At 72.3% G+C, this 18,838-nt stretch carries 17 protein-coding genes and 2 pseudogenes; 6 read left to right on the plus strand and 13 right to left on the minus strand.

Features of this window, described 5'->3' with window-relative positions; translation table 11 throughout:
- Window positions 1–74 precede the first annotated feature (74 nt).
- The 3 genes from ACP4E5_RS37115 (at window position 75) to ACP4E5_RS37125 (ending at window position 2,638) form a co-directional block, all read left to right on the plus strand.
- Complete coding sequence (locus ACP4E5_RS37115) at window positions 75–998, plus strand: ABC transporter ATP-binding protein (RefSeq protein ID WP_425836669.1); 924 nt, start codon at window positions 75–77, stop codon at window positions 996–998.
- 12 nt (window positions 999–1,010) lie between these two features.
- Window positions 1,011–1,754, plus strand: coding sequence for an ABC transporter permease (locus tag ACP4E5_RS37120; RefSeq protein ID WP_425841948.1), 744 nt, complete (start codon window positions 1,011–1,013; stop codon window positions 1,752–1,754).
- An 86-nt stretch (window positions 1,755–1,840) separates the two neighbouring features.
- On the plus strand, window positions 1,841–2,638 hold the full coding sequence (locus tag ACP4E5_RS37125) for an SAM-dependent methyltransferase (protein ID WP_425836672.1): 798 nt from the start codon (window positions 1,841–1,843) through the stop codon (window positions 2,636–2,638).
- Window positions 2,639–2,657: 19 nt separating this feature from the next.
- Here ACP4E5_RS37125 and ACP4E5_RS37130 read toward each other — a convergent pair whose 3' ends face one another.
- From ACP4E5_RS37130 to ACP4E5_RS37145, 4 genes are all read right to left on the minus strand, one after another.
- Entirely contained in the window at window positions 2,658–3,680 is a 1,023-nt protein-coding gene (locus ACP4E5_RS37130) for a bile acid:sodium symporter family protein (protein WP_425841951.1), read from the minus strand.
- Between the two features lie 94 nt (window positions 3,681–3,774).
- Window positions 3,775–4,323: a G/U mismatch-specific DNA glycosylase gene (mug, locus tag ACP4E5_RS37135; protein ID WP_425841954.1), complete on the minus strand. Its 549-nt coding sequence runs from the start codon at window positions 4,321–4,323 to the stop codon at window positions 3,775–3,777.
- Window positions 4,320–5,759, minus strand: coding sequence for an adenylosuccinate lyase (gene purB / locus ACP4E5_RS37140; RefSeq protein ID WP_425836674.1), 1,440 nt, complete (start codon window positions 5,757–5,759; stop codon window positions 4,320–4,322). The genes mug and purB overlap by 4 nt, the downstream gene beginning before the upstream one ends.
- A 68-nt stretch (window positions 5,760–5,827) precedes the next feature.
- A complete protein-coding gene (locus ACP4E5_RS37145; RefSeq protein WP_425836677.1) occupies window positions 5,828–6,616 on the minus strand; it encodes an SGNH/GDSL hydrolase family protein in 789 nt (262 codons plus the stop codon).
- Window positions 6,617–6,727: 111 nt separating this feature from the next.
- Here ACP4E5_RS37145 and ACP4E5_RS37150 point away from each other — a divergent pair, with 111 nt between their 5' ends.
- Window positions 6,728–6,976 carry a holin gene (locus ACP4E5_RS37150; RefSeq protein WP_425836679.1) on the plus strand — a complete coding sequence of 83 codons (249 nt, stop codon included), beginning with the start codon at window positions 6,728–6,730 and terminating at the stop codon, window positions 6,974–6,976.
- 42 nt (window positions 6,977–7,018) lie between these two features.
- Here the strand turns inward: ACP4E5_RS37150 and ACP4E5_RS37155 are convergent, their stop codons facing one another.
- The 8 genes and pseudogenes from ACP4E5_RS37155 to ACP4E5_RS37190 all read right to left on the minus strand — a co-directional run bounded on the left by ACP4E5_RS37155 (window position 7,019) and on the right by ACP4E5_RS37190 (window position 17,009).
- On the minus strand, window positions 7,019–8,032 hold the full coding sequence (locus tag ACP4E5_RS37155) for a hemolysin family protein (RefSeq protein ID WP_425836682.1): 1,014 nt from the start codon (window positions 8,030–8,032) through the stop codon (window positions 7,019–7,021).
- Complete coding sequence (locus ACP4E5_RS37160) at window positions 8,029–9,414, minus strand: hemolysin family protein (RefSeq protein ID WP_425836685.1); 1,386 nt, start codon at window positions 9,412–9,414, stop codon at window positions 8,029–8,031. Before ACP4E5_RS37160 ends, ACP4E5_RS37155 begins: the two co-directional genes overlap by 4 nt.
- Window positions 9,415–9,618: 204 nt before the next feature.
- Window positions 9,619–10,065, minus strand: coding sequence for a GNAT family N-acetyltransferase (locus tag ACP4E5_RS37165; protein ID WP_425836688.1), 447 nt, complete (start codon window positions 10,063–10,065; stop codon window positions 9,619–9,621).
- Between the two features lie 57 nt (window positions 10,066–10,122).
- Window positions 10,123–11,014 (minus strand): annotated as a pseudogene (locus ACP4E5_RS37170) (LLM class F420-dependent oxidoreductase).
- Window positions 11,015–11,067: 53 nt separating this feature from the next.
- Window positions 11,068–13,632, minus strand: a complete 2,565-nt coding sequence (locus ACP4E5_RS37175; protein ID WP_425836691.1) for an ABC transporter permease — start codon at window positions 13,630–13,632, stop codon at window positions 11,068–11,070.
- A gap of 2 nt (window positions 13,633–13,634) precedes the next feature.
- A complete protein-coding gene (locus ACP4E5_RS37180; protein WP_425836694.1) occupies window positions 13,635–14,426 on the minus strand; it encodes an ABC transporter ATP-binding protein in 792 nt (263 codons plus the stop codon).
- A gap of 655 nt (window positions 14,427–15,081) precedes the next feature.
- A pseudogene (locus ACP4E5_RS37185) lies at window positions 15,082–15,801 on the minus strand (ABC transporter ATP-binding protein); the annotation flags it as partial.
- Window positions 15,726–17,009 (minus strand): RNA polymerase sigma factor, encoded by a 1,284-nt coding sequence (locus ACP4E5_RS37190; protein ID WP_425836697.1) that lies wholly within the window; start codon window positions 17,007–17,009, stop codon window positions 15,726–15,728. The gene ACP4E5_RS37190 and the pseudogene ACP4E5_RS37185, both read right to left, overlap by 76 nt.
- 141 nt (window positions 17,010–17,150) lie before the next feature.
- Between ACP4E5_RS37190 and ACP4E5_RS37195 the strand changes: the two genes are divergently transcribed.
- Entirely contained in the window at window positions 17,151–17,390 is a 240-nt protein-coding gene (locus ACP4E5_RS37195) for a toxin-antitoxin system HicB family antitoxin (protein WP_327664513.1), read from the plus strand.
- Window positions 17,391–17,436: 46 nt separating this feature from the next.
- Window positions 17,437–17,775 (plus strand): fic family toxin-antitoxin system, toxin component, encoded by a 339-nt coding sequence (locus tag ACP4E5_RS37200; RefSeq protein ID WP_425841956.1) that lies wholly within the window; start codon window positions 17,437–17,439, stop codon window positions 17,773–17,775.
- Between the two features lie 338 nt (window positions 17,776–18,113).
- Here the strand turns inward: ACP4E5_RS37200 and bioD are convergent, their stop codons facing one another.
- Window positions 18,114–18,830, minus strand: a complete 717-nt coding sequence (gene bioD, locus ACP4E5_RS37205; RefSeq protein ID WP_425836700.1) for a dethiobiotin synthase — start codon at window positions 18,828–18,830, stop codon at window positions 18,114–18,116.
- Window positions 18,831–18,838 lie beyond the last annotated feature (8 nt).

An 18,838-nucleotide genomic window follows, 5' to 3' on the forward strand; every position in this document is an offset into this window, starting at 1 on the left:
CTCCCCCGCACGGGGGAGGCGGACTCCACGGGCGGGGGAGGACCGAGACCCCAGGTGCGGACGACTCTGAGGGCATGACCAGTATCGACGTCCAGGACCTCACCAAGGAGTACGGGACGACGCGCGCCGTGGACGGGCTGACCTTCCGGGTCGGGCCCGGCCGCGTCACCGGCTTCCTCGGCCCGAACGGCGCCGGCAAGTCCACCACCATGCGCCTCGCACTCGGCCTCGACCGCCCCACCTCCGGAACCGCGCTCATCGCAGGCCGCCCCTACGCCGCGTACGGCGAACCGCTGCGCGTGGTGGGCGCCCTGCTCGACCCGCAGGCGGCGCACGGCTCCCGCACCGCCCGGGAACACCTGCGGGCGCTCGCCGTCAGCAACCGGATCCCCGCGCGGCGGGTCGACGATGTGCTCGAGCAGGCCGGGATCGCCGCCGTGGCGAAGAAGCGCGTCAAGACGTTCTCGCTCGGCATGCGGCAGCGGCTCGGCATCGCGGCGGCGCTCCTCGGCGACCCCGAAGTGGTGCTGCTCGACGAGCCGTCCAACGGGCTCGACCCCGAAGGCATCATCTGGATCCGGGAGTTGCTGCGCGACCTCGCGCGCGCGGGACGCACGGTGCTGGTCTCCAGCCACCTCATGAACGAGACCGCGACCTTCGCCGACCACCTCGTCGTCCTCGGCCGCGGGCGGCTCCTCGCCGACACCCCGATGCCGGACTTCATCGCCGCGCACAGCGCACGCCGCGTGCGCGTGCGCTCCACGGACCCCGCGCGCCTGCGAGCGGCCCTCGTGCGCGCCGGACACGCGGTGACGCTTGCCGACGACGGGCGCTGCGCCGTGGAGGGCGTCACCGCCGCCGACGTGGGCGCGCTGGCCGCCGCCGAGGGCGTACCCGTCCTCGAACTCGCCGACGAACAGGCCTCGTTGGAGCAGGCCTACCTCGCCCTCACCGCGCACGACACCGAGTTCGCCGCCACACCCCTTCAGGAGGCCTGACACATGGCCGGTATGTCCGCCACGTCGACCACCGCCGTACTGCACTCGGAGTGGATCAAGGTCAGATCGCTGCGCGGCAGCTTCGGGTCACTGCTCGCCGTCTTCGTCGCCACCCTCGCCGTCACCACCCTCGCGTTCGCCACGATCGGCCAGGCCGAGGCCGACGACGGCGGGGACCTGCTCTTCGGCGCCTTCTACGCCCTCAACTTCGGCCAGATCGCGGCGCTCGCCTTCGGCGCCACGGCCGTCTCCGCCGAGTACCTGAACAACGCGCTGCGCGTCTCCCTCGCCGCCGTGCCGGACCGGAACCTCTTCTACGCCGCGAAGACGGCCGTCATCGGCGCCTGCGGGCTCGTCGTGGGACTGCTCACCAGCTTCGCCGCGTTCCTCGTGGGCCAGGTGTTCATGGGCCCGTACGCGCTCGGACTCGGCGACCCGGGGGCGCTGCGCGCCTGCGTCGGCGGCGGGGTGTACCTGGCGCTCATGGCGCTGTTCGCGGCGGGACTCACGGCCGTGCTGCGCAGCGCGGTGGCCGTGCTGAGCATCCTGGTGCCGTTCCTGCTGATCGTGTCCTTCGTCGTCGGCGACGTCGCGGGCTCGGCCGCCGACTTCCTGCCCGACCGCGCGGGCCAGCAGGTGCTGCACCGGCACGCGGAGGGCTCCCTCGGGCCGTGGGCCGGGCTCGCCGTGACCGCGCTGTGGGCGGCGGCCGCGGTGCTCGCCGGATGGTGGGCGGTGCGGCGCAGGGACGCGTAGACCGGCGGGCCTGTCGCGCACACCGTCGAACTCCCGTGCCACTATGGGATCTTGAGCCCCGCCCAGCAACGTACGAGGGAGATCGCATGAGTGACGCCGACGGGTCCAGGCCGGAGGGACGGATCTCCAGCCACATCGCGCACAACGCGCGCGTGTGGAACTACTGGCTGGGCGGCAAGGACCACTACGAGGTCGACGAGAAGGTCGGCGACATGGTGACGTCCATGTACCCGAGCATCGGCGAGGTCGCCCGCGCCGACCGCGCGTTCCTCGGCCGCGCCGTCGGCTACCTCGCCGGTGAGGAAGGCATCCGCCAGTTCCTCGACATCGGCACGGGACTGCCGACCGTCGACAACACGCACGAGGTCGCCCAGCGGATCGCGCCGGACGCGCGCGTGGTCTACGTCGACAACGACCCGATCGTGCTCACCCACGCCCGCGCGCTGCTCACCAGCTCCGCCGAGGGCCGGACGAACTACGTGGACGCGGACGCCCGTGACCCGCGGGCGATCATCGAGGCGGCCTCCGGGACCCTCGACTTCGACCGGCCGGTCGCGATCATGCTCCTGGGCATCCTGAACTTCGTGCTCGACACGGAGGAGGCCGCGTCCATCGTGCGCGAGCTCGTCGACGCGATCCCCTCCGGCAGCTACGTGGTGCTCACCCACCCCACCCTCGAACTGGGCGGCGAGGGCAACGAGGAAGCCATGAAGTTCTGGAACGAGAACGCGAAGCCGCCGATCACCGCCCGCACCGGCGCCGAGGTGGCCGCGTTCCTCGACGGCCTCGACCTCGTGGAGCCCGGCCTCGTCTCGTGCGCGCGCTGGCGCGACGAGAAGGGCACGCAGGTCGCTCAGTTCGGCGCCGTGGCCCGCAAGCCGTGAGCTGAGCCCTGGGCAGGGCCTAGGCGGCGGCCTCGCGCACCCGGGAGCGGGGTGCCCGTCCCGCCGCCCCGGCCACGATCTTCTGGAGCAGGCTGTAGGAGAGGATCGGCAGCAGCACCTCGGGGCGGTGGGAGAACCAGCCGGTGGCGAGCACGGCGGCCGCGCTGCTGTTGTTCATGCCGGTCGCGAAGGTGAGCGACACCGTGTCCGGCCGGTCGCACCGCGTCCAGCGCGACAGCCACCGGCCGCAGCGGAACGTCAGGCAGCACACCGCCCCGGACAGGGCGAGCGCCAGCATCAGCAGGTCGGGATCCGGGCGGGACAGCGCCTGCCCCAGCGCGCCGGCGGCGTTGATGTAGCAGAGCAGCAGGATGTTCACCAGGTTGACCGCCTTGACCCAGGGCAGCACCCCGCGCACCCGCCCCTCCCCGAGCGCGATCCGTACGACGATCCCGGCCAGGCACGGCAGCACCACGGCGACCAGCGCGAACACCCCGGCCCCTGTCCGGGCGATGGTGTCGATCTTCGTCGTGTCGTCGAGCGCCCCGGTGCCACCGGGGCCGACGAGTTCCCCGGCCATCCGGATCCCGAAGGGGACGGTGAGCGGGCTCAGCAGCGTGGAGCCCATGACCATCGCGACGACAAGCGGGACGTTGCCGCCCGCGGTCTGCCCCCAGGCGGCGGCGCCCCCGGCGATCGGCATCGCGAGGACCAGCATCAGCCCGACCACGAGCCCCTCGGCCTCCGCCGGATCGGGCCAGGTGCGCAGGCCGAGGGCGACGACCGGCAGCACCAGCAGGGGCAGCAGGGCGTTGGCGGCGACGCCGAGCGCGAGACGCACGGGCCGCCCCGCGACGACGCGCAGATCGGCGACGCGGACCCCGAGCCCCGCGTTGAAGAGCATCACCGCAAGCAGCACCATCGGCACGTGCAGCGCGGACTCCCGCAGCCGCTCGCCCGGGGCAGGGAACACCCCGGCCAGCAGATAGCAGAGCAACATCAACATCAGCAGCCGTCGGTGCGCGGCGGCGATCATGGTCATCACGCAGGGGATCGTAAACGTGACCATGTGTGACGACCGGCCGTATTGGCGGCGACTTGACGAAGCTCTCACCCTGCGCGGACGTCGGGGCCGGCTACTCCGCGGCGGCCGCCTCGCGCAGCCGCCCGTACTCCTCCGCCATCGTCGCCGCCGTCCAATGGGCGTTCAGGCCACTGGGGTTGGGCAGCGCCCACACACGCGCGCCGCCGATCGTCCGCTCCTGCGGCCCGATCCGCGCCTTCGGTTCACCGAAAGCCGCGCGGTACGCGGTCACCCCCACCACGGCGAGCCACCGCGGCCGCAGCTCGGCGACCTTCTCGGCGAGTACGCGGCCGCCCTCCCGGTACTCCTCCGCGCTCAGCTCGTCCGCCCGAGCCGTGGCCCGCGCGACGACGTTCGTGATCCCGAGCCCGTACGACAGGAGTTCCCCCTGCTCGGACGGCTTGAGCTGCCGGGGCGTGAAGCCGGACAGATGCAGCACCGGCCAGAAACGGTTGCCGGGCCGGGCGAAGTGGTGGCCCGTGGCGGCCGTCATCAGGCCGGGGTTGATCCCGCAGAACAGAACCCGAAGGCCGCTCGCGACGACGTCCGGAACGAGACGGTCGCGAGCGGCCTCAAGGTCAGCTTGGGTGAGCCGGGTCAGAGGATCGCTCCCGGCGTGTAGCCGGCGGCCTCCGGGTGCTGCTTCACGATCTCCTCGACGCGGGCCACGATCTGCGCGACCTGGCCGGCGGCGGCGCCCGTGAACGACAGCTTGTCCGCCATCAGCCCGTCGAGCTGCGAACGGTCCAGCGGGATACGGGAGTCGGCGGCCAGCTTGTCGAGCAGCTCGTTGCGCTCGGCGCCCTGCTCGCGCATCGCGAGGGCCGAGGCCACCGCGTTCTCCTTGATGGCCTCGTGGGCCTCCTCGCGGCCGACGCCCGCGCGCACCGACGCCATGAGCACCTTCGTGGTGGCGAGGAACGGCAGGTAGCGGTCCAGCTCACGGGCGACGACGGCCGGGAACGCGCCGAACTCGTCGAGCACGGTCAGGAACGTCTCCAGCAGGCCGTCGAGCGCGAAGAACGCGTCCGGCAGCGCCACGCGACGCACCACCGAGCACGAGACATCGCCCTCGTTCCACTGGTCGCCCGCCAGCTCGCCGGTCATCGACGCGTAGCCGCGCAGGATCACCATGAGGCCGTTGACGCGCTCGCAGGAGCGGGTGTTCATCTTGTGCGGCATCGCGGAGGAGCCGACCTGGCCCGGCTTGAAGCCCTCGGTGACCAGCTCGTGCCCGGCCATCAGACGGACCGTCTTGGCGAGCGAGGACGGGGCCGCGGCCAGCTGCACCAGCGAGGTCACGACCTCGTAGTCGAGCGAGCGCGGGTAGACCTGGCCGACGGAGGTGAACGCCTGCGAGAAGCCCAGGTGCTGGGCGATCCGCTGCTCCAGGTCGGCCAGCTTGTCGGCGTCACCGCCCAGCAGGTCGAGCATGTCCTGGGCCGTGCCGACGGGGCCCTTGATGCCGCGCAGCGGGTAGCGGTTCAGCAGCTCCTCGACCCGGCCGTACGCGACGAGCAGCTCGTCGGTGGCGGTCGCGAAGCGCTTGCCGAGGGTGGTGGCCTGCGCGGCGACGTTGTGCGAGCGGCCGGCCATGACCAGCTCGCCGTATTCGCCGGACAGCTTGCCGAGGCGCGCGAGGACGGCGACGGCACGGTCGCGGACCAGCTCGAGCGAGAGGCGCACCTGCAACTGCTCGACGTTCTCCGTCAGGTCGCGGGACGTCATGCCCTTGTGGACCTGCTCGTGCCCGGCGAGCGCGTTGAACTCCTCGATACGGGCCTTCACGTCGTGCCGCGTGACCTTCTCGCGCTCGGCGATGGAGGCCAGGTCGACCTGGTCGAGCACGCGCTCGTAGTCGGCGATGGCGGCGTCCGGGACGTCGATCCCGAGGTCCTTCTGGGCCTTCAGCACGGCGAGCCAGAGCTGTCGCTCCAGCTTCACCTTCTCCTCGGGGGACCAGAGGGTGGCGAGCTCGACGGAGGCATAGCGGCCGGCGAGAACATTCGGGATACGGGGCTTTGCAGGCGCAGTCACGTGTACGGAGTTTACCGGCCGTCCCTACAGGCTCCGAACCGTCGTCCGAATGTAGGAACGTACGGAACTCACGGCCGGATGCCGGGGCGCTCCTCGTACGGGGCCAGCTCCGCCCGCTTCGGGGCCCGGCCGTCGCCCGACGACCTTCCCGTCAGGCGGCGGCCGATCCACGGCACGAGGTGCTGCCTGGCGAAGCGGGCGTCGGAGACCCGGCGCGTCAGCCAGTTCGGCGGGAGCGCGGGCGGCAGCGCGGCGCGCCAGTCGGACTCCGCGTCGTAGCCGAGGCCCTGCCAGACCGCCTCGGCGACCCGGCGGTGGCCCTCCGCGGTGAGGTGCAGCCGGTCCACGTCCCACAGGCGCTGGTCGCCGAGGACCGGCGCCCCGTACAGGTCGACGACGAGGGCGCCGTGCTTCGCCGCCAGCTCGTCGATGCAGGTGAACAGCTCCTCCATGCGCGGCCGGAAGCGCTCCATCACCGGGCCGTTGCGGCCGGGGCTGCGCATCAGGACGAGCTGCCCGCAGGACGGGGCCAGCGTCTCCACGGCCCGCGTGAGCAGATCGCGGACGCGAACCATGTCGCACTTGGGGCGAAGGGTGTCGTTGAGGCCGCCGACCAGGGTCACGACGTCGGCCTTCATCGCGGCGGCGACATCGATCTGCTCGTCGACGATCTGGCCGATGAGCTTGCCGCGTACGGCGAGGTTCGCGTACCGGAAGTCCGGGGTGCGCGCGGCCATCCGGGCGGCGAGGAGGTCGGCCCAACCTCGGTAGGAACCGTCCGGCAGCAGGTCCGACATGCCTTCGGTGAAGGAGTCGCCGACCGCGACGAGGCTGGTGTGAGGGGGGTTCGTGTGCATGGCTCCGTAGATCGTATCCCGAGGCAACGAAGCGACGGTCGCCGCGGGGCTGGGCAGCCGCTCCCGGCGGCGGTATGCCAGGAGCGGACACGGTGAACGGGGGAGTACGTCATGTGGAGCATCGGTTTCTGGAAGGCCACCGCCGAGCGCGCGATCCGGACGTTCGCGCAGGCGCTCGCCGCGGTGCTGGTCGCGGGCGCCACCAACCTGCTGGACGTCGACTGGGCGGCGGCCCTCGGCACCGCGGGGCTCGCCGCGCTGCTCGCGGTCCTCACGGCCGTCGGCACCGCCGGCATCGGGCCGCACGGCCCCGGCGTCCTGGAAACACCGACGCCGGAGCCCGCGAAGCCGCGCGAATAGAGCCCCCGCGGCGTAGGCACGGGGCGAACCGCGGGGGCACCGTCAGACCGGCTGGCCGAACAGCTCCCGCAGCACGTCCTCCATCGTCACGAGCCCGGCGAGCCGGCCGTCCGCGCCGAGCACCGCCGCGACATGCGTACGGCTGCCGCGCATCGCGGTCAGCACGTCGTCCAGCGGCGTCGTCTCCCGCACGCGCGCGATGGAGCGCATGTCCGGCACCCGGAACGGCAGGTCGCGCGGCATCGCGTCCAGGGCGTCCTTCACGTGGAGGTAGCCGACGATCCGCCGGCCCTCGTCCACCACGGGGAAGCGCGAGAAACCGGACTCGGCGGAGAGCCGCTCCAGCTCCTCGGGCGTGACGCCCACGCGCGCGTAGACGACCTTCTCGATCGGCAGGACGACGTCCTTGATGGGGCGGCGGCCCAGTTCGAGCGCGTCGTGCAGACGCTCCTGCGCGCGGTCGTCGATCAGGCCCGCCTCGGAGGAGTCCTTGACCATGCGGGCCAGCTCGTCGTCCGAGAACGTCGCCGTGACCTCGTCCTTCGCCTCCACGCGGAGCAGCTTGAGCAGCCCGTTGGCGAAGGCGTTGATCGCGAAGATCACCGGACGCAGGGCGCGCGCGACGGCGACCAGCGGCGGGCCGAGGAGGAGCGCCGAGCGCACCGGCTCGGCGAGCGCGATGTTCTTCGGCACCATCTCGCCGAGCAGCATGTGCAGATACGTCGCCACGGTCAGCGCGATCACGAACGAGATCGGGTGGACCAGGCCGTGCGGCACACCGACCGCGTTGAACACGGGCTCGAGGAGATGCGCGATGGCCGGCTCGGCCACGATGCCGAGCACCAGGGTGCACAGCGTGATGCCGAGCTGCGCCGCGGCGAGCAGCGCGGAGACGTGCTCCAGGCCCCACATGACGCTGCGCGCGCGCCGGTCGCCCTCCTCGGCGTGCGGCTCTATCTGGCTGCGGCGCACCGAGATCAGCGCGAACTCGCCGCCCACGAAGAAGGCGTTGACGACGAGCGTCGCCAGGCCGATCAGCAACTGGATCACGGTCATCGGGTCGCCCCCTTCTCCTCGGCGGCCGACCCGCGGGTCTTCGCCTCGTCCGCCCTCCGGCGCTCGTCGGTGTCCAGGATCAGCGGCGCGTGCAGCAGTACGCGGGCCGCGCGGTGTCCGTGCGCGTCCACCACGTCGAGCCGCCACCCGGTGACCTCGACGCTGTCGCCGATGTCCGGGATCCGGCCCAGCTCGGTCGCGACGAGCCCGGCCAGCGTCTCGTACGGGCCGTCGGGCGCGCGCAGTCCGACCCGCGCGAGCTGGTCGGTGCGGGCGGCGCCGTCGGCGGAGTAGAGCGTGCGGCCCTCCGGGTCGGTGCCCGCGGAGGCGATGTCGGGGGTCTCGTGCGGGTCGTGCTCGTCGCGGACCTCGCCGACGACCTCCTCGACGATGTCCTCCAGGGTGGCGACTCCGGCCGTGCCGCCGTACTCGTCGATGACCACGGCCATCGTCCGCTTGCCGGAGAGCCGGTCGAGCAGCCGGTCCACGGTCAGCGTCTCCGGCACCAGCAGCGGCTCGCGCAGCAGATCGGCGACGCCCTTGCGGGCCCGCTGCTCGTCGGGCACGGCGAGGACGTCCTTGATGTGCACGACGCCGACGACCTGGTCGAGGCTGCCGCGATAGACGGGGAAGCGGGACAGGCCGGTGGCCCGCGTCGCGTTCGCCACGTCCTCGCAGGTCGCCTGGAGGTCGAGGCCCATGACCTGGACGCGCGGCGTCATCACGTTCTCGGCGGTCAGGTCGGCGAGGTTCAGGGTGCGGACGAACAGCTCGGCGGTGTCCGCCTCCAAGGCGCCCTCCTTGGCGGAGTGCCGGGCGAGCGCCATCAGCTCCTGCGGGCCGCGCGCGGAGGCCAGCTCCTCGGTCGGCTCGATGCCGAAACGGCGCACGAGCCGGTTCGCGGTGTTGTTGAGGTGCGTGATGAACGGGCGGAACGCCGCGCTGAACCAGCGCTGCGGCGTCGCCACCTTCTTGGCCACGGCCAGCGGCGAGGAGATCGCCCAGTTCTTCGGCACCAGCTCGCCGACGACCATCAGGAACACGGTCGACAGGGCGGTGCCCAGCACCAGGGCGACCGAGGTGGAGACACCCTCCGACAACCCCAGGGACTCCAGCGGACCCGACAGGAGCTTGGAGATGGACGGCTCGGCGAGCATGCCGACGACCAGGTTCGTGACGGTGATGCCGAGCTGGGCGCCGGACAGCTGGAACGTGAGGTTCCGTACGGCTCGCAGGGCGCCGGCCGCGCCGCGCTCACCGCGCTCGACGGCCTCTTCGAGATCCGCGCGCTCGACGGTCGTGAGCGAGAACTCCGCCGCGACGAAGGCGCCGCAGGCCAGCGACAGCAGGACTGCGACGAGGAGCAGCAGCACTTCGGTCATCGGGACGTCACCTCCGTCCCATGATCGGCCAGGGCCGGGACGGATGCGCGCCCGCAGGGGCCGCGCGGGGGGACGGAGCAGGGAGCGATGAAGCGGGGACTGGGGGGCTCGCCCATGGGCGGACGCTCACACCTTTCGTAGGAGTTCGAGTGACTCATCCATGGTAAAGGACCGGCAAAGCGATATTTCCGGCCGCGGGAAGGGTCAGCCGTCGAGGCCGTCGAGCAGCTTGCCCCAGCGGGTCCACTGCGGATCGGGCGCGTATCCCGCCGCCGTCCAAGCGTGCTGCGCCCGTTCGTTGCGGTCCAGGACCATGGCGTCCCCGCGGCGCCCGCCGAGTGCGACGAACCGCTCCTCCGCCGCCGCGAGCAGCGCGGACGCGATGCCCTGGCGCCGCGCCCGAGGGAGCACCGCGAGCCGGTACAGATGGCAGCGCCAGCCGTCGAACCCGGCGATGACCGTACCCACCAGTTCCGCGCCGGACCCGGTGGAACGCTCCGCGAGCAGCAGCGCCTCGGGGTCCCGCTCGACCAGGCGCTCGACGCCCGCGCGGTCGTCGCTGATGCTGGTGCCCTCCGCGGCCTCCTTCCAGAACGCGAGCACGGCGTCGAGATCGGCGGGTCCTGCGGCACGTACACGAAGATCGTTCATGCCCCCGATCCCACCACCGCGGATCGCCGGGCGCCGCGGATTTCACATGCCGGACGCTCAACGGCCCCGCAGCTCCTCGATCACCGGCGCCAGCGCCTCCATGGACGGCTCCAGGACCGTGATGTACGAGAACCCGAACCGCTCGCGCCGTGCAAGGAGCTGCTCCGTGATCTGCTCGACGGTGCCGACGAGCAGCAGCGGCGAGTCGAGGACCTGCTCCTCGGTGAGCCGCGGCAGGTGTTCGAGGAGCGGCTGGACGGCGGCGGGCCGGTCGTCCGTCACCGCTACCAGCTGTACGAGCAGGTTGAGTTCGGCGCTCTCCGCGCGGTCGGCGGCGAACTTCCGGTACGTGGCGACCCGCTCCAGCAGCTCGTCACCGGTCAGCGGTTCGAGGCCGCCCGCGTTCCCGCCGGGCGCGCGGGCCCCGGTGAACGCGGCGATGTCGGCGTGCGCGGCGGTGATCCGCAGCATCCGGTCGCCGTTCGCGCCGATCAGGAGCGGGGGCCGGGGGCCCTGGTCGAGGGCGGAGAGCAGGCGGTCGAGCTCCGTGACGGTGCGTTCCAGATGGTCGACGCGGGTGCCGGGCGTGCCCCACCCCAGGCCTGTCTGCTCGAACTCCTCGCGTACGTAGCCGGTGCCGAGGCCGAGTTCGAGGCGGCCCCCGGTGAGCGCGACGGTGGTGGTGACCTCGCGGGCGAGCAGCACCGGGTTCCAGAACGCGCAGTTGAGTCCCCACCCTCGGCCGGCTCGTCGCGTCGGCCGCCGCCACGAGCGACGGGAACGGCGACGGCGCGCCCAGATGGTCGGGCACGAGGATCACGTCGTAGCCGAGCTCCTCCGCCCGTTGGCACTTGGCGCGCCACGCGTCGTCCGGCGCGGGGGTGACCAGGTTGACGCCGAAGCGGAACGGGCGCGTCGTCCCGGAACCCGCCGACCCTTCCGTACCCATGAACTCTCCTCGAAACGTGGACAGTTGCCGGATCCGACCTTACGTCCGCCCCGCTATTCGTGCGCGATCGCCGCCAGCACGTTCAGCCGTGAGGCCCGCAGCGCCGGGAGCAGCGCCGCCGCGAGGCCCACGACCACCGAGCCGACCACCACGGCGGCGATCGTCGTCCACGGGATCGCCAGCGCCTTCATGCCCTCCAGGGCGAGCACCCGCTGCGCGACCACGCCCCACACGAGGCCGAGCGCGAGCCCGAGCACCGCCCCGAACACGGCGATCACCACCGACTCCAGGCGGATCATGAGCCGCAACTGGCGCCGCGCGAGCCCGATCGCCCGCAGCAGTCCGATCTCCCGCGTGCGTTCCACGACCGACAGGGCGAGGGTGTTGACCACGCCGAGGACCGCGATGACGATCGCCAGGCCGAGTAGCGCGTACACCAGATACAGCAGCACCGCGATCTGCCCGTGGATCAGCTCCTTGTAGTCGGCGAGGTCGCGCACCTGCACCTGCGGATACGGGTCGAGCGTCTTCTCCAGGCGCTCGCGCAGCGCGTCGGGCGACGTGCCGGATGAGGCGTTCACGTACACCGCCGAGTCCTGGCCGCCCGGCGCGTACTTCTGAAGCGTGGGCAGACCCATGGCGAAGCCGCCGGACATGCCGAAGTCGTTGGCCTGCTGGTCGGTCAGGGCGCCCACGGTCAGCTCGGTCCGCTTCCCGCCGGGGAACTCCACGGGCAGGACGCTGCCGATCCGCGCCCCGTGCTCGTCCGCGAACTCCTTCTGGAGCAGCAGGTGTCCGGGTGCGAGCGCCGCGGCGCTGCCGCCCCGCGCGTATGTGACGTGCGCGACCTCGTCGACGCGCCGGTCCCAGCCTGCGGCCGTCGTCTTCACCCGCTTCCCGTCCGGCATGCGCACCGCGAGCGCGGTGAACCGCTGGCGCACGACCAGGCCCACGCCGTCCGTCGCCCGTATCTTCCGGGTGACCTCCTGGGAGAACGGCAAGAAGTTGGCGTTCTGCACCGTGAAGTCGGCGCCCAGCGTGTCGTCGATCTGCTCGTCGAACGACCGGCTCATGGAGGCGCTCGCCACCGACATCCCCGCCACCAGGGCGAGCCCCACCATCAGGGCGGCGGCCGTGGCACCCGTCCTGCGCGGATTGCGCAGCGCGTTGCGCTGGCTCATCCGGCCGACCGAGCCGTACACCGCCGGGAAGGCGCCGCCGAGGACGCGGATCACGGGCCGTACGAGGAGCGGTCCCGCGACGACCGTCGCGATCAGCGTGAGGACGATGCCGAGGCCGAGCAGCGAGGCCGCGGGACCGGTCTCGTCCGCCGCCCAGCAGCCGACCAGCGCGGCGGCGCCGGCCGCGCCGATCACCGAACCCACCACCGCCCGCACCTTCAACGGCCGCCCCACACCCGCGATCTCGGCGTCCGCGAGCGCGGCCATCGGGGAGACGCGGGCCGCGCGCCGCGACGGCAGATACGCGGCCACGAACGTGACCCCGACGCCGACCGCGAACGACACGACGGGCGTGCCCCAGCCCACCGCCATCTCCGTCGACTTGAGGTTCATCCCGAAGACGGCCATCAGATTGATGAGCCCGGCGGCGAGCCCCACACCGAGCGCGAACCCGGTCGCCGAGCCGACAAGGCCGAGCAGCACCGCCTCCGTCAGCACGGAGCGCCGCACCTGCCGGCGGTCCGCGCCGAGCGCCCGCAGAAGCCCCAACTCCCTTGTCCGCTGGGCTATCAGCATCGAGAACGTGTTGACGATGAGGAACACGCCGACCAGGACGGCGATCCCGGCAAAGCCCAACATCACGTATTTGATGACGTCGAGGAATCCGCCCAGATCGTCGACGGCCGACTTCGCGTCCTCGTCGGCCGTCTTCAAGTCGTAGGCCCCGCCCAGCTCCTGGCCGATGCGCCGCTTGAGGGTCGCGTCGGCGACGCCCGGCGCCGCGTCCACCGCGATGCTCGTCGCCCGGCCGGTGCCGCCCAGCAGCCTGCGCTGCGCGGTGCCGGTGTCGAGGAAGACGAGGGCAGCGCCCGGGTTCGTCGTACGGAACGTGGCGATGCCGACGACCTCGACCTTGAACGAGCCGGGCTCGGCGAGGACGGTGAGCGGGTCCCCGACGCGTACGTGCTTCTTGTCGGCCGTGTCCGCGTCGAGCAGTGCCTGGCGGGCGCCGCGCGGCGCGTGCCCCGACGTCAGGCGCACCGGACTGCGGTCCGTGGGCTCCCAGTTGGTGGCGATCGTGGGTGCGCCGGTGGTCGGCCCGACCGACTTGTTGTGCCGGTCGACGACGGTGATGTTCTCGACCCCGGCGTCGATGTGCGTGGCGGCCACGCCGTCGACCCGGTCGATCCGCCCGGCCAGCGACGCGGGCACCGTACGGACCGTGCCCGACGGCACCGACTCGTCGAAGTCGTCCTCCTTCGGGCCTACCCGCACGTCCGCGGACGTCGACGCGAAGAGCCGGTCGAAGGTGCGCGACACGGTGTCCGAGAAGATCAGGCTGCCCGCGACGAACGCCACCGACAGGACGACGGCGAGCGCGGACAGGACGAGGCGCCCCTTGTGCGCCAGGAAGCTCCGTAACGTCGCCTTCAGCATCGCTACGTCCGGGGGCCGGGCTTGTCGGCGACGGCGTGGCGCACGACGTCGAACTGCTTCAGGCGCTCCAGGACCGCCTCGGCGGTCGGCTCCCGCATCTCGTCCACGAGGCGGCCGTCGCCGAGGAAGAGGACCAGGTCGGCGTGGGCGGCGGCGCCCGGGTCGTGGGTCACCATGACCACGGTCTGCCCCAGCTCGTCCACGGATTGGCGCAGGAATCCGAGTACTTCGAGCCCGGCCCGCGAGTCCAGGTTCCCCGTCGGCTCGTCCGCGAAGATCAGCTCGGGGCGTGCGGCGAGCGCCCGCGCGCACGCGACGCGCTGCTGCTGCCCGCCGGACAGCTGGGCGGGACGGTGCTTCAGGCGGTCCCGCAGGCCGAGCGTGTCGATGACCTGCTCCAGCCACTTGGGGTCAGGGGACTTGCCCGCGATGTCCATCGGCAGCGTGATGTTCTCCGCCGCGTTCAGCGTGGGGATCAGGTTGAAGGACTGGAACATGAAGCCGATGCGATCGCGCCGCAGCCGCGTCAGTTCGCGCTCCTTCAGGCCCGTGATCTCCGTGTCACCGAGCCACACCTGTCCCGCGGAGACGGTGTCGAGTCCCGCCAGGCAGTGCATCAGCGTGGATTTCCCCGAGCCCGATGGGCCCATCACGGCCGTGAACCGGCCGCGCGCGATGTCCACGTCCACCGCGTCGAGCGCGAGCACCTGCGTCTCGCCGGAGCCGTACGCCTTCGTCAGGCCCCTGGCCCGCGCGGCGACGGCGGCATCCTTGGCCACACCCGCTCCCCCCACCCCAACTCCCTTGCTCCGTAAGCCAGTTGTGCATCCGACTTCGAGGCTCGACATCGGGTCCGAGGATAGCCGCTCGCACTGACAACGGGCCTTCAGAGCGCGTCCACGGCGCTCACTTTCCAGCCGTCCGAGGTCCGGGTCATGGTCATCCGGACCCGGTTGAGGTCCACGCGCGGAGGCCGCGGGCGCGTCCCCGGACACCTGCGCCACGGTGGCCCTGACGATCCCGTGGTACTTCTTCGCCTTCGGCCCGACCGCCTTCGACATCGTCTTGCGGTACTCGTCGCCGAAATCGCCGGTGATCCGGTCGCGGGCGGCGGCGAAGTCGCGGTCCGGGTGGCGGTAGTCGTAGGACAGGACCGCGGGCGCGGCCTTGCGGGCGGCCGCGAGGGCGGCGCCGCGCGCCTGCTCCGCGCGTACGCCGTCCCGGTAGCGCAGGCCGAGCACGACGGCCGCGACGAGGGTCGCGATCAGTACGAGGAGGAGGGCGGGCCGGGCGAGAGCGCACAGGGGCGGCCGGTCGTGGCTTGACGTCCTCGGGGGCGGTCGGCGTGTCCTTGATCGGCTCCGGGGCCTCCTTGATCGGCTCCAGGGCCCCCGACGCCGGGCGGCTGCAGGGCGTGGTGTGCCGGGCGGCGTCGGCGAGCCGGGCCGGCTCCTCCTCGACGAGCGCGGCGTCCTTCTCCTCGGCCTCCTCGGCCTTCCCGATCGGGCCCTCGGTACGCCCGCCGAGGAACTGCCGCACGACGGCCTCGTCACTGGTCAACAACTGCTCACGCGGCCCGAACAGCACCAGCTCCCGGCGGAAGAGCAGCCCGATGTTGTCGGGGACGGTGCGGGCGGACGCGATGTCGTGCGGAGTCCGGAGCACGCTCGTCGCACAACACGATCTGCGGATCCAGCATGAGCGCCCGTGTGAGCCCGGCCCGCTTGCGCATGCCACCCGATATCTCCCCGGGCAGCTTCTCCTCGGCGCCGAGAAGGCCGACCATGTCGACCTTCTCCATGACCATGCGCCGGATCTCCGTCCGCCTCGGCCTTGTGGGTGTGCTCGCGCAGCGGGAACGCGATGTTGTCGAAGAGGCTCATCGAGCCGAACAGCGCGCCGTCCTGGAACATCACGCCGAACAACCGCCGCACGTCGTACAGTTCGTGCTCGCGCAGCCGCGTGATGTCGCGCCCCGCGACCGTCACCGACCCGCGATCCGGCTTCAGCAGCCCGACGAGCGTCTTCAGGAACACCGACTTGCCGGTCCCCCGAAGGGCCGAGCAGCACCGAGATCTCACCGGCGGGCAGCGTCAACGAGACATCGCGCCAGACCACTTGCCGACCGAAGGACATGGCAAGCCCTTCGACCCGGATCTCCGCACCCATCCGGTCCCCCTCCGGCCACGCCGACACACTTCCGACACCTGCTCTACGGGGAGCCGGACCCGGTCCGTCGCATCGGAGACGGATTTCTTTCGGGGAGAGGGGGCTGATGCGGGGCGGTGTGGCCGGACGCCCCCGTCGAGCCCGGGTGGTGGGTTGTCGCCATTGGGTCCTGGGGTCGGGTGGGCAAAATTGAGCCCCTGCGGTGATTGAGCAGCGGGGTCCGGGGCGGAGCCCCGTGGCGGAGGCGGTAGCGCGGGCCGCGCCACCGCGATACCCAGCAGCACCACCGGCGGCAACGGCAACGGCAACCGCAACGACAACGGCAAGGCCAACGTCAACCTCAGCGGGACAACCGACCGCAACCGCGCCGCTCCCGCCTCCCTCCGTACACCCGGCACCACCCCAGAACCCCGGTCCCCCCGGGCACGGTCACGTACACCCCCTCCACCTCCCGGCACGGAACTCCCCACCGGCCGCACATACCCCACGGGCGCCCCGGCCCCCCGTGACTCCGCGGGCGGCACCGTGGCGCCGTGTCCCACCGTGGCCGGCACCACGAAACCCGCCACCACCAGGCCCACCGTCGCCGAGGACACCGCGACGGCCTGCGCGGGACCACTCGCGAGGAGTTTCCCGCGACCCCACAGGAACAGGGCGAGCCCCAGCGTCCCCGCCAAGGTCGTCCGCAACGTGCGCCGCGCCCGCGCGAGCAGCGACTCGACGGTCCGATAGCCGAGCCGCATCTCCAGCGCGACCTCGCTCACATCGAGGCCCTCGGACTTCAACCGCAGCGCCTCCGCCTGGCGCGCCGGCAACTGCGCGCTGCGAGCCGCCAACCATCGCGCCTCGTCCCGGTCGCACACGGCTTCCTCCACCGGGACGGGCCCCGGCACCGTGAGCGTAGGACTGCGATGCACCTCCGCCTCCCGCGTGACCTGCCGATGCCGGTCCACGCACAACCGCATCGTCACCGTCGTGAGCCACCCGCCGAGCCGCTCGTCGTCCAGGCCCGGCCGCTCCGCCGCACGCAGCATCGCCTCGTGCACCGCGTCCTCGGCGTCCTCCGGGGTCATGGATCCGCGCCGGGCCACCCTGAGCAGGTCCTCGCGGTGACTCCAGACCCGCAGCCAGTGCTCGGGATACGTGCCACGGCCCGCGGCCGAGGCGGCCGTGGTGACATTCGGTGTGTCCGGCATGTCCATCGGCATGAGGGCCCCTTCGCGCTCATCCGCAGGTCCTGTCCCGTCCGGCCCGCGAGGGTACAGCCGGAGATCAAAGGTGTGGAGAGGCACAGACGATCGATCGTCCGCGCCTTGCCGGTGCTAGCACAACGGCGCTAGCGTGTAGGTATGGCCAAGACGCAGTTGAACGTCAGGGTGGAAGAGGGCACCGCCCGCGCCGCCCGTGAGCGCGCGCTCGCCCAAGGGGTGAGTGTGAACCGGTACATCGAGGAGCTGGTGCGGCGCGACGCCGGCGAGCAGGGGCGGACGTTCGTCGACGCCGCCGCGGACTTCATGAAGCAGTACGAGTCGGTGTTCGCCGAGGAGTTCGGCGCGGACACCGAAGGCCGGCGCCGTCCCGTTGAGTGAACCGCCACAGCCGCCGCATCTCACCATCGACCTCGCCTGGCTGCTGATGGTCGCGGAGCAGAAGACCCCGGGTGACCCGCAGGTCACCGACTGGGGTGCCCTCGTGGGCGCGGTCGCCCGCCACCGAGCCGCGATATTCGACGTGCCGGTCTACGACTCGCCGCACGCGCGCGCCGCGTCCCTGCTCCAACTCCTCATCCACGTACCGGCGTTGGAACGGTCGAACGCGATGTTCGCGACGGCCGTGGCCTACGCGTACCTCGTGGCCAGCGGGCTGAAGATCGTCACGTCGCCGGAGCAGATCCGCGACCTGGCGCGGCTGGTGAAGACCGGCACGGCGACGGTCCACGACATCGAGAAGGAACTCCGCACCTGGAGCCTGTGAGGCCCCAGTCCGCCGTCGGCCGCCGGGCCGCGCCCAGCACACACGCCGACATCGGCTGCCGGGGCCGTGCCCCGGCATCGTCAGCGCCCGATGGACGCCGAGTTCCACCCCGGCCGCCCGCCACGACCGCCCCCACTTCCACCGCCTGGTCGGCGGACTGCCGCCCCGCCTTGGGCAATCTGCCGCCTTGGGCGGCAGGGTGGGCAAGGCGGCCCCCGGTGCCGCGCGCCCATGACGAGGGCGTCGACCCCGGCGAGGCTCGGGAACCCCGGTGCCGCGCACCCATCACGACAGGCGTCGCCCCGGTCAGGCCCCGGAACCCCCGCACCGCACACCCATCACCCCGAGCCCACCCCCGCCGGAACCCCCTTCCACACCCCGCCCAACTCCGGCCCCAACCACCCCTCCGCCCCACCCCGGAACGCCCCCGGCGACACCGACCCCGCCCCCGCCGGCACCGCGCCCACCAGTTCCGCCCCCGCCACCACCGGCAGATCCACCACATTGCAGCGCTCCGCGAGCCCCGGATCCCGGGGCCAGCTGCCGATGACGACCCCCGCCTGGTGAAGGCCGCGCGACCGCAACGCCTCACCCGTCAACTGCACGGAGTTCAACGTCCCGAGCCCCGCCGCCGCGACCACCAGCACCGGCGCCCCGAGCAACCTCGCCACGTCCGCCAACGTCGCACCCTCCTCGTCGAACCGAACGAGCAGACCCCCCGCCCCCTCGACCAGCACGAGGTCGTGCGAGGCCGTCAACTTCCCTACCGCCTCGGCGACTTGCCACGGCCGCACGGGCGCGAGCCCGGCCCGCGCCGCCGCCGTCCCCGGCGCGAGCGGCTCCGGATACCGCGCCAACTCCACCCCGGTCACCGCGTCCCCGGCGAGCCGCACCACCTCGTCCACGTCCCCCGGCTCCCCGGGCGCGACGCCCGTCTGCGCCGGTTTGAGCACGGCCACCGACCGCCCGGCCCGCGCCGCGACGGCCGCCACCGCGGCCGTCGTCACGGTCTTGCCCACCTCGGTCCCGGTCCCGGTCACCACCAGCACACTCACCTCGGCAC

Source organism: Streptomyces fractus (assembly GCF_049844455.1).
Classification (GTDB): Bacteria; Actinomycetota; Actinomycetes; order Streptomycetales; family Streptomycetaceae; genus Streptomyces; species Streptomyces fractus.

Coding starts and splice junctions, on each gene's coding strand:
- ACP4E5_RS37120 (WP_425841948.1), top strand. CDS start 1,011: ATGTCCGCCACGTCGACCACCGCCGTACTGCACTCGGAGTGGATCAAG.
- ACP4E5_RS37190 (WP_425836697.1), bottom strand. CDS start 17,009: ATGCCGATGGACATGCCGGACACACCGAATGTCACCACGGCCGCCTCG.
- ACP4E5_RS37200 (WP_425841956.1), top strand. CDS start 17,437: ATGGTCGCGGAGCAGAAGACCCCGGGTGACCCGCAGGTCACCGACTGG.
- ACP4E5_RS37115 (WP_425836669.1), top strand. CDS start 75: ATGACCAGTATCGACGTCCAGGACCTCACCAAGGAGTACGGGACGACG.
- ACP4E5_RS37165 (WP_425836688.1), bottom strand. CDS start 10,065: ATGAACGATCTTCGTGTACGTGCCGCAGGACCCGCCGATCTCGACGCC.
- ACP4E5_RS37155 (WP_425836682.1), bottom strand. CDS start 8,032: ATGACCGTGATCCAGTTGCTGATCGGCCTGGCGACGCTCGTCGTCAAC.
- ACP4E5_RS37160 (WP_425836685.1), bottom strand. CDS start 9,414: ATGACCGAAGTGCTGCTGCTCCTCGTCGCAGTCCTGCTGTCGCTGGCC.
- ACP4E5_RS37130 (WP_425841951.1), bottom strand. CDS start 3,680: ATGACCATGATCGCCGCCGCGCACCGACGGCTGCTGATGTTGATGTTG.
- ACP4E5_RS37195 (WP_327664513.1), top strand. CDS start 17,151: ATGGCCAAGACGCAGTTGAACGTCAGGGTGGAAGAGGGCACCGCCCGC.
- ACP4E5_RS37175 (WP_425836691.1), bottom strand. CDS start 13,632: ATGCTGAAGGCGACGTTACGGAGCTTCCTGGCGCACAAGGGGCGCCTC.
- ACP4E5_RS37125 (WP_425836672.1), top strand. CDS start 1,841: ATGAGTGACGCCGACGGGTCCAGGCCGGAGGGACGGATCTCCAGCCAC.
- ACP4E5_RS37145 (WP_425836677.1), bottom strand. CDS start 6,616: ATGCACACGAACCCCCCTCACACCAGCCTCGTCGCGGTCGGCGACTCC.
- ACP4E5_RS37150 (WP_425836679.1), top strand. CDS start 6,728: ATGTGGAGCATCGGTTTCTGGAAGGCCACCGCCGAGCGCGCGATCCGG.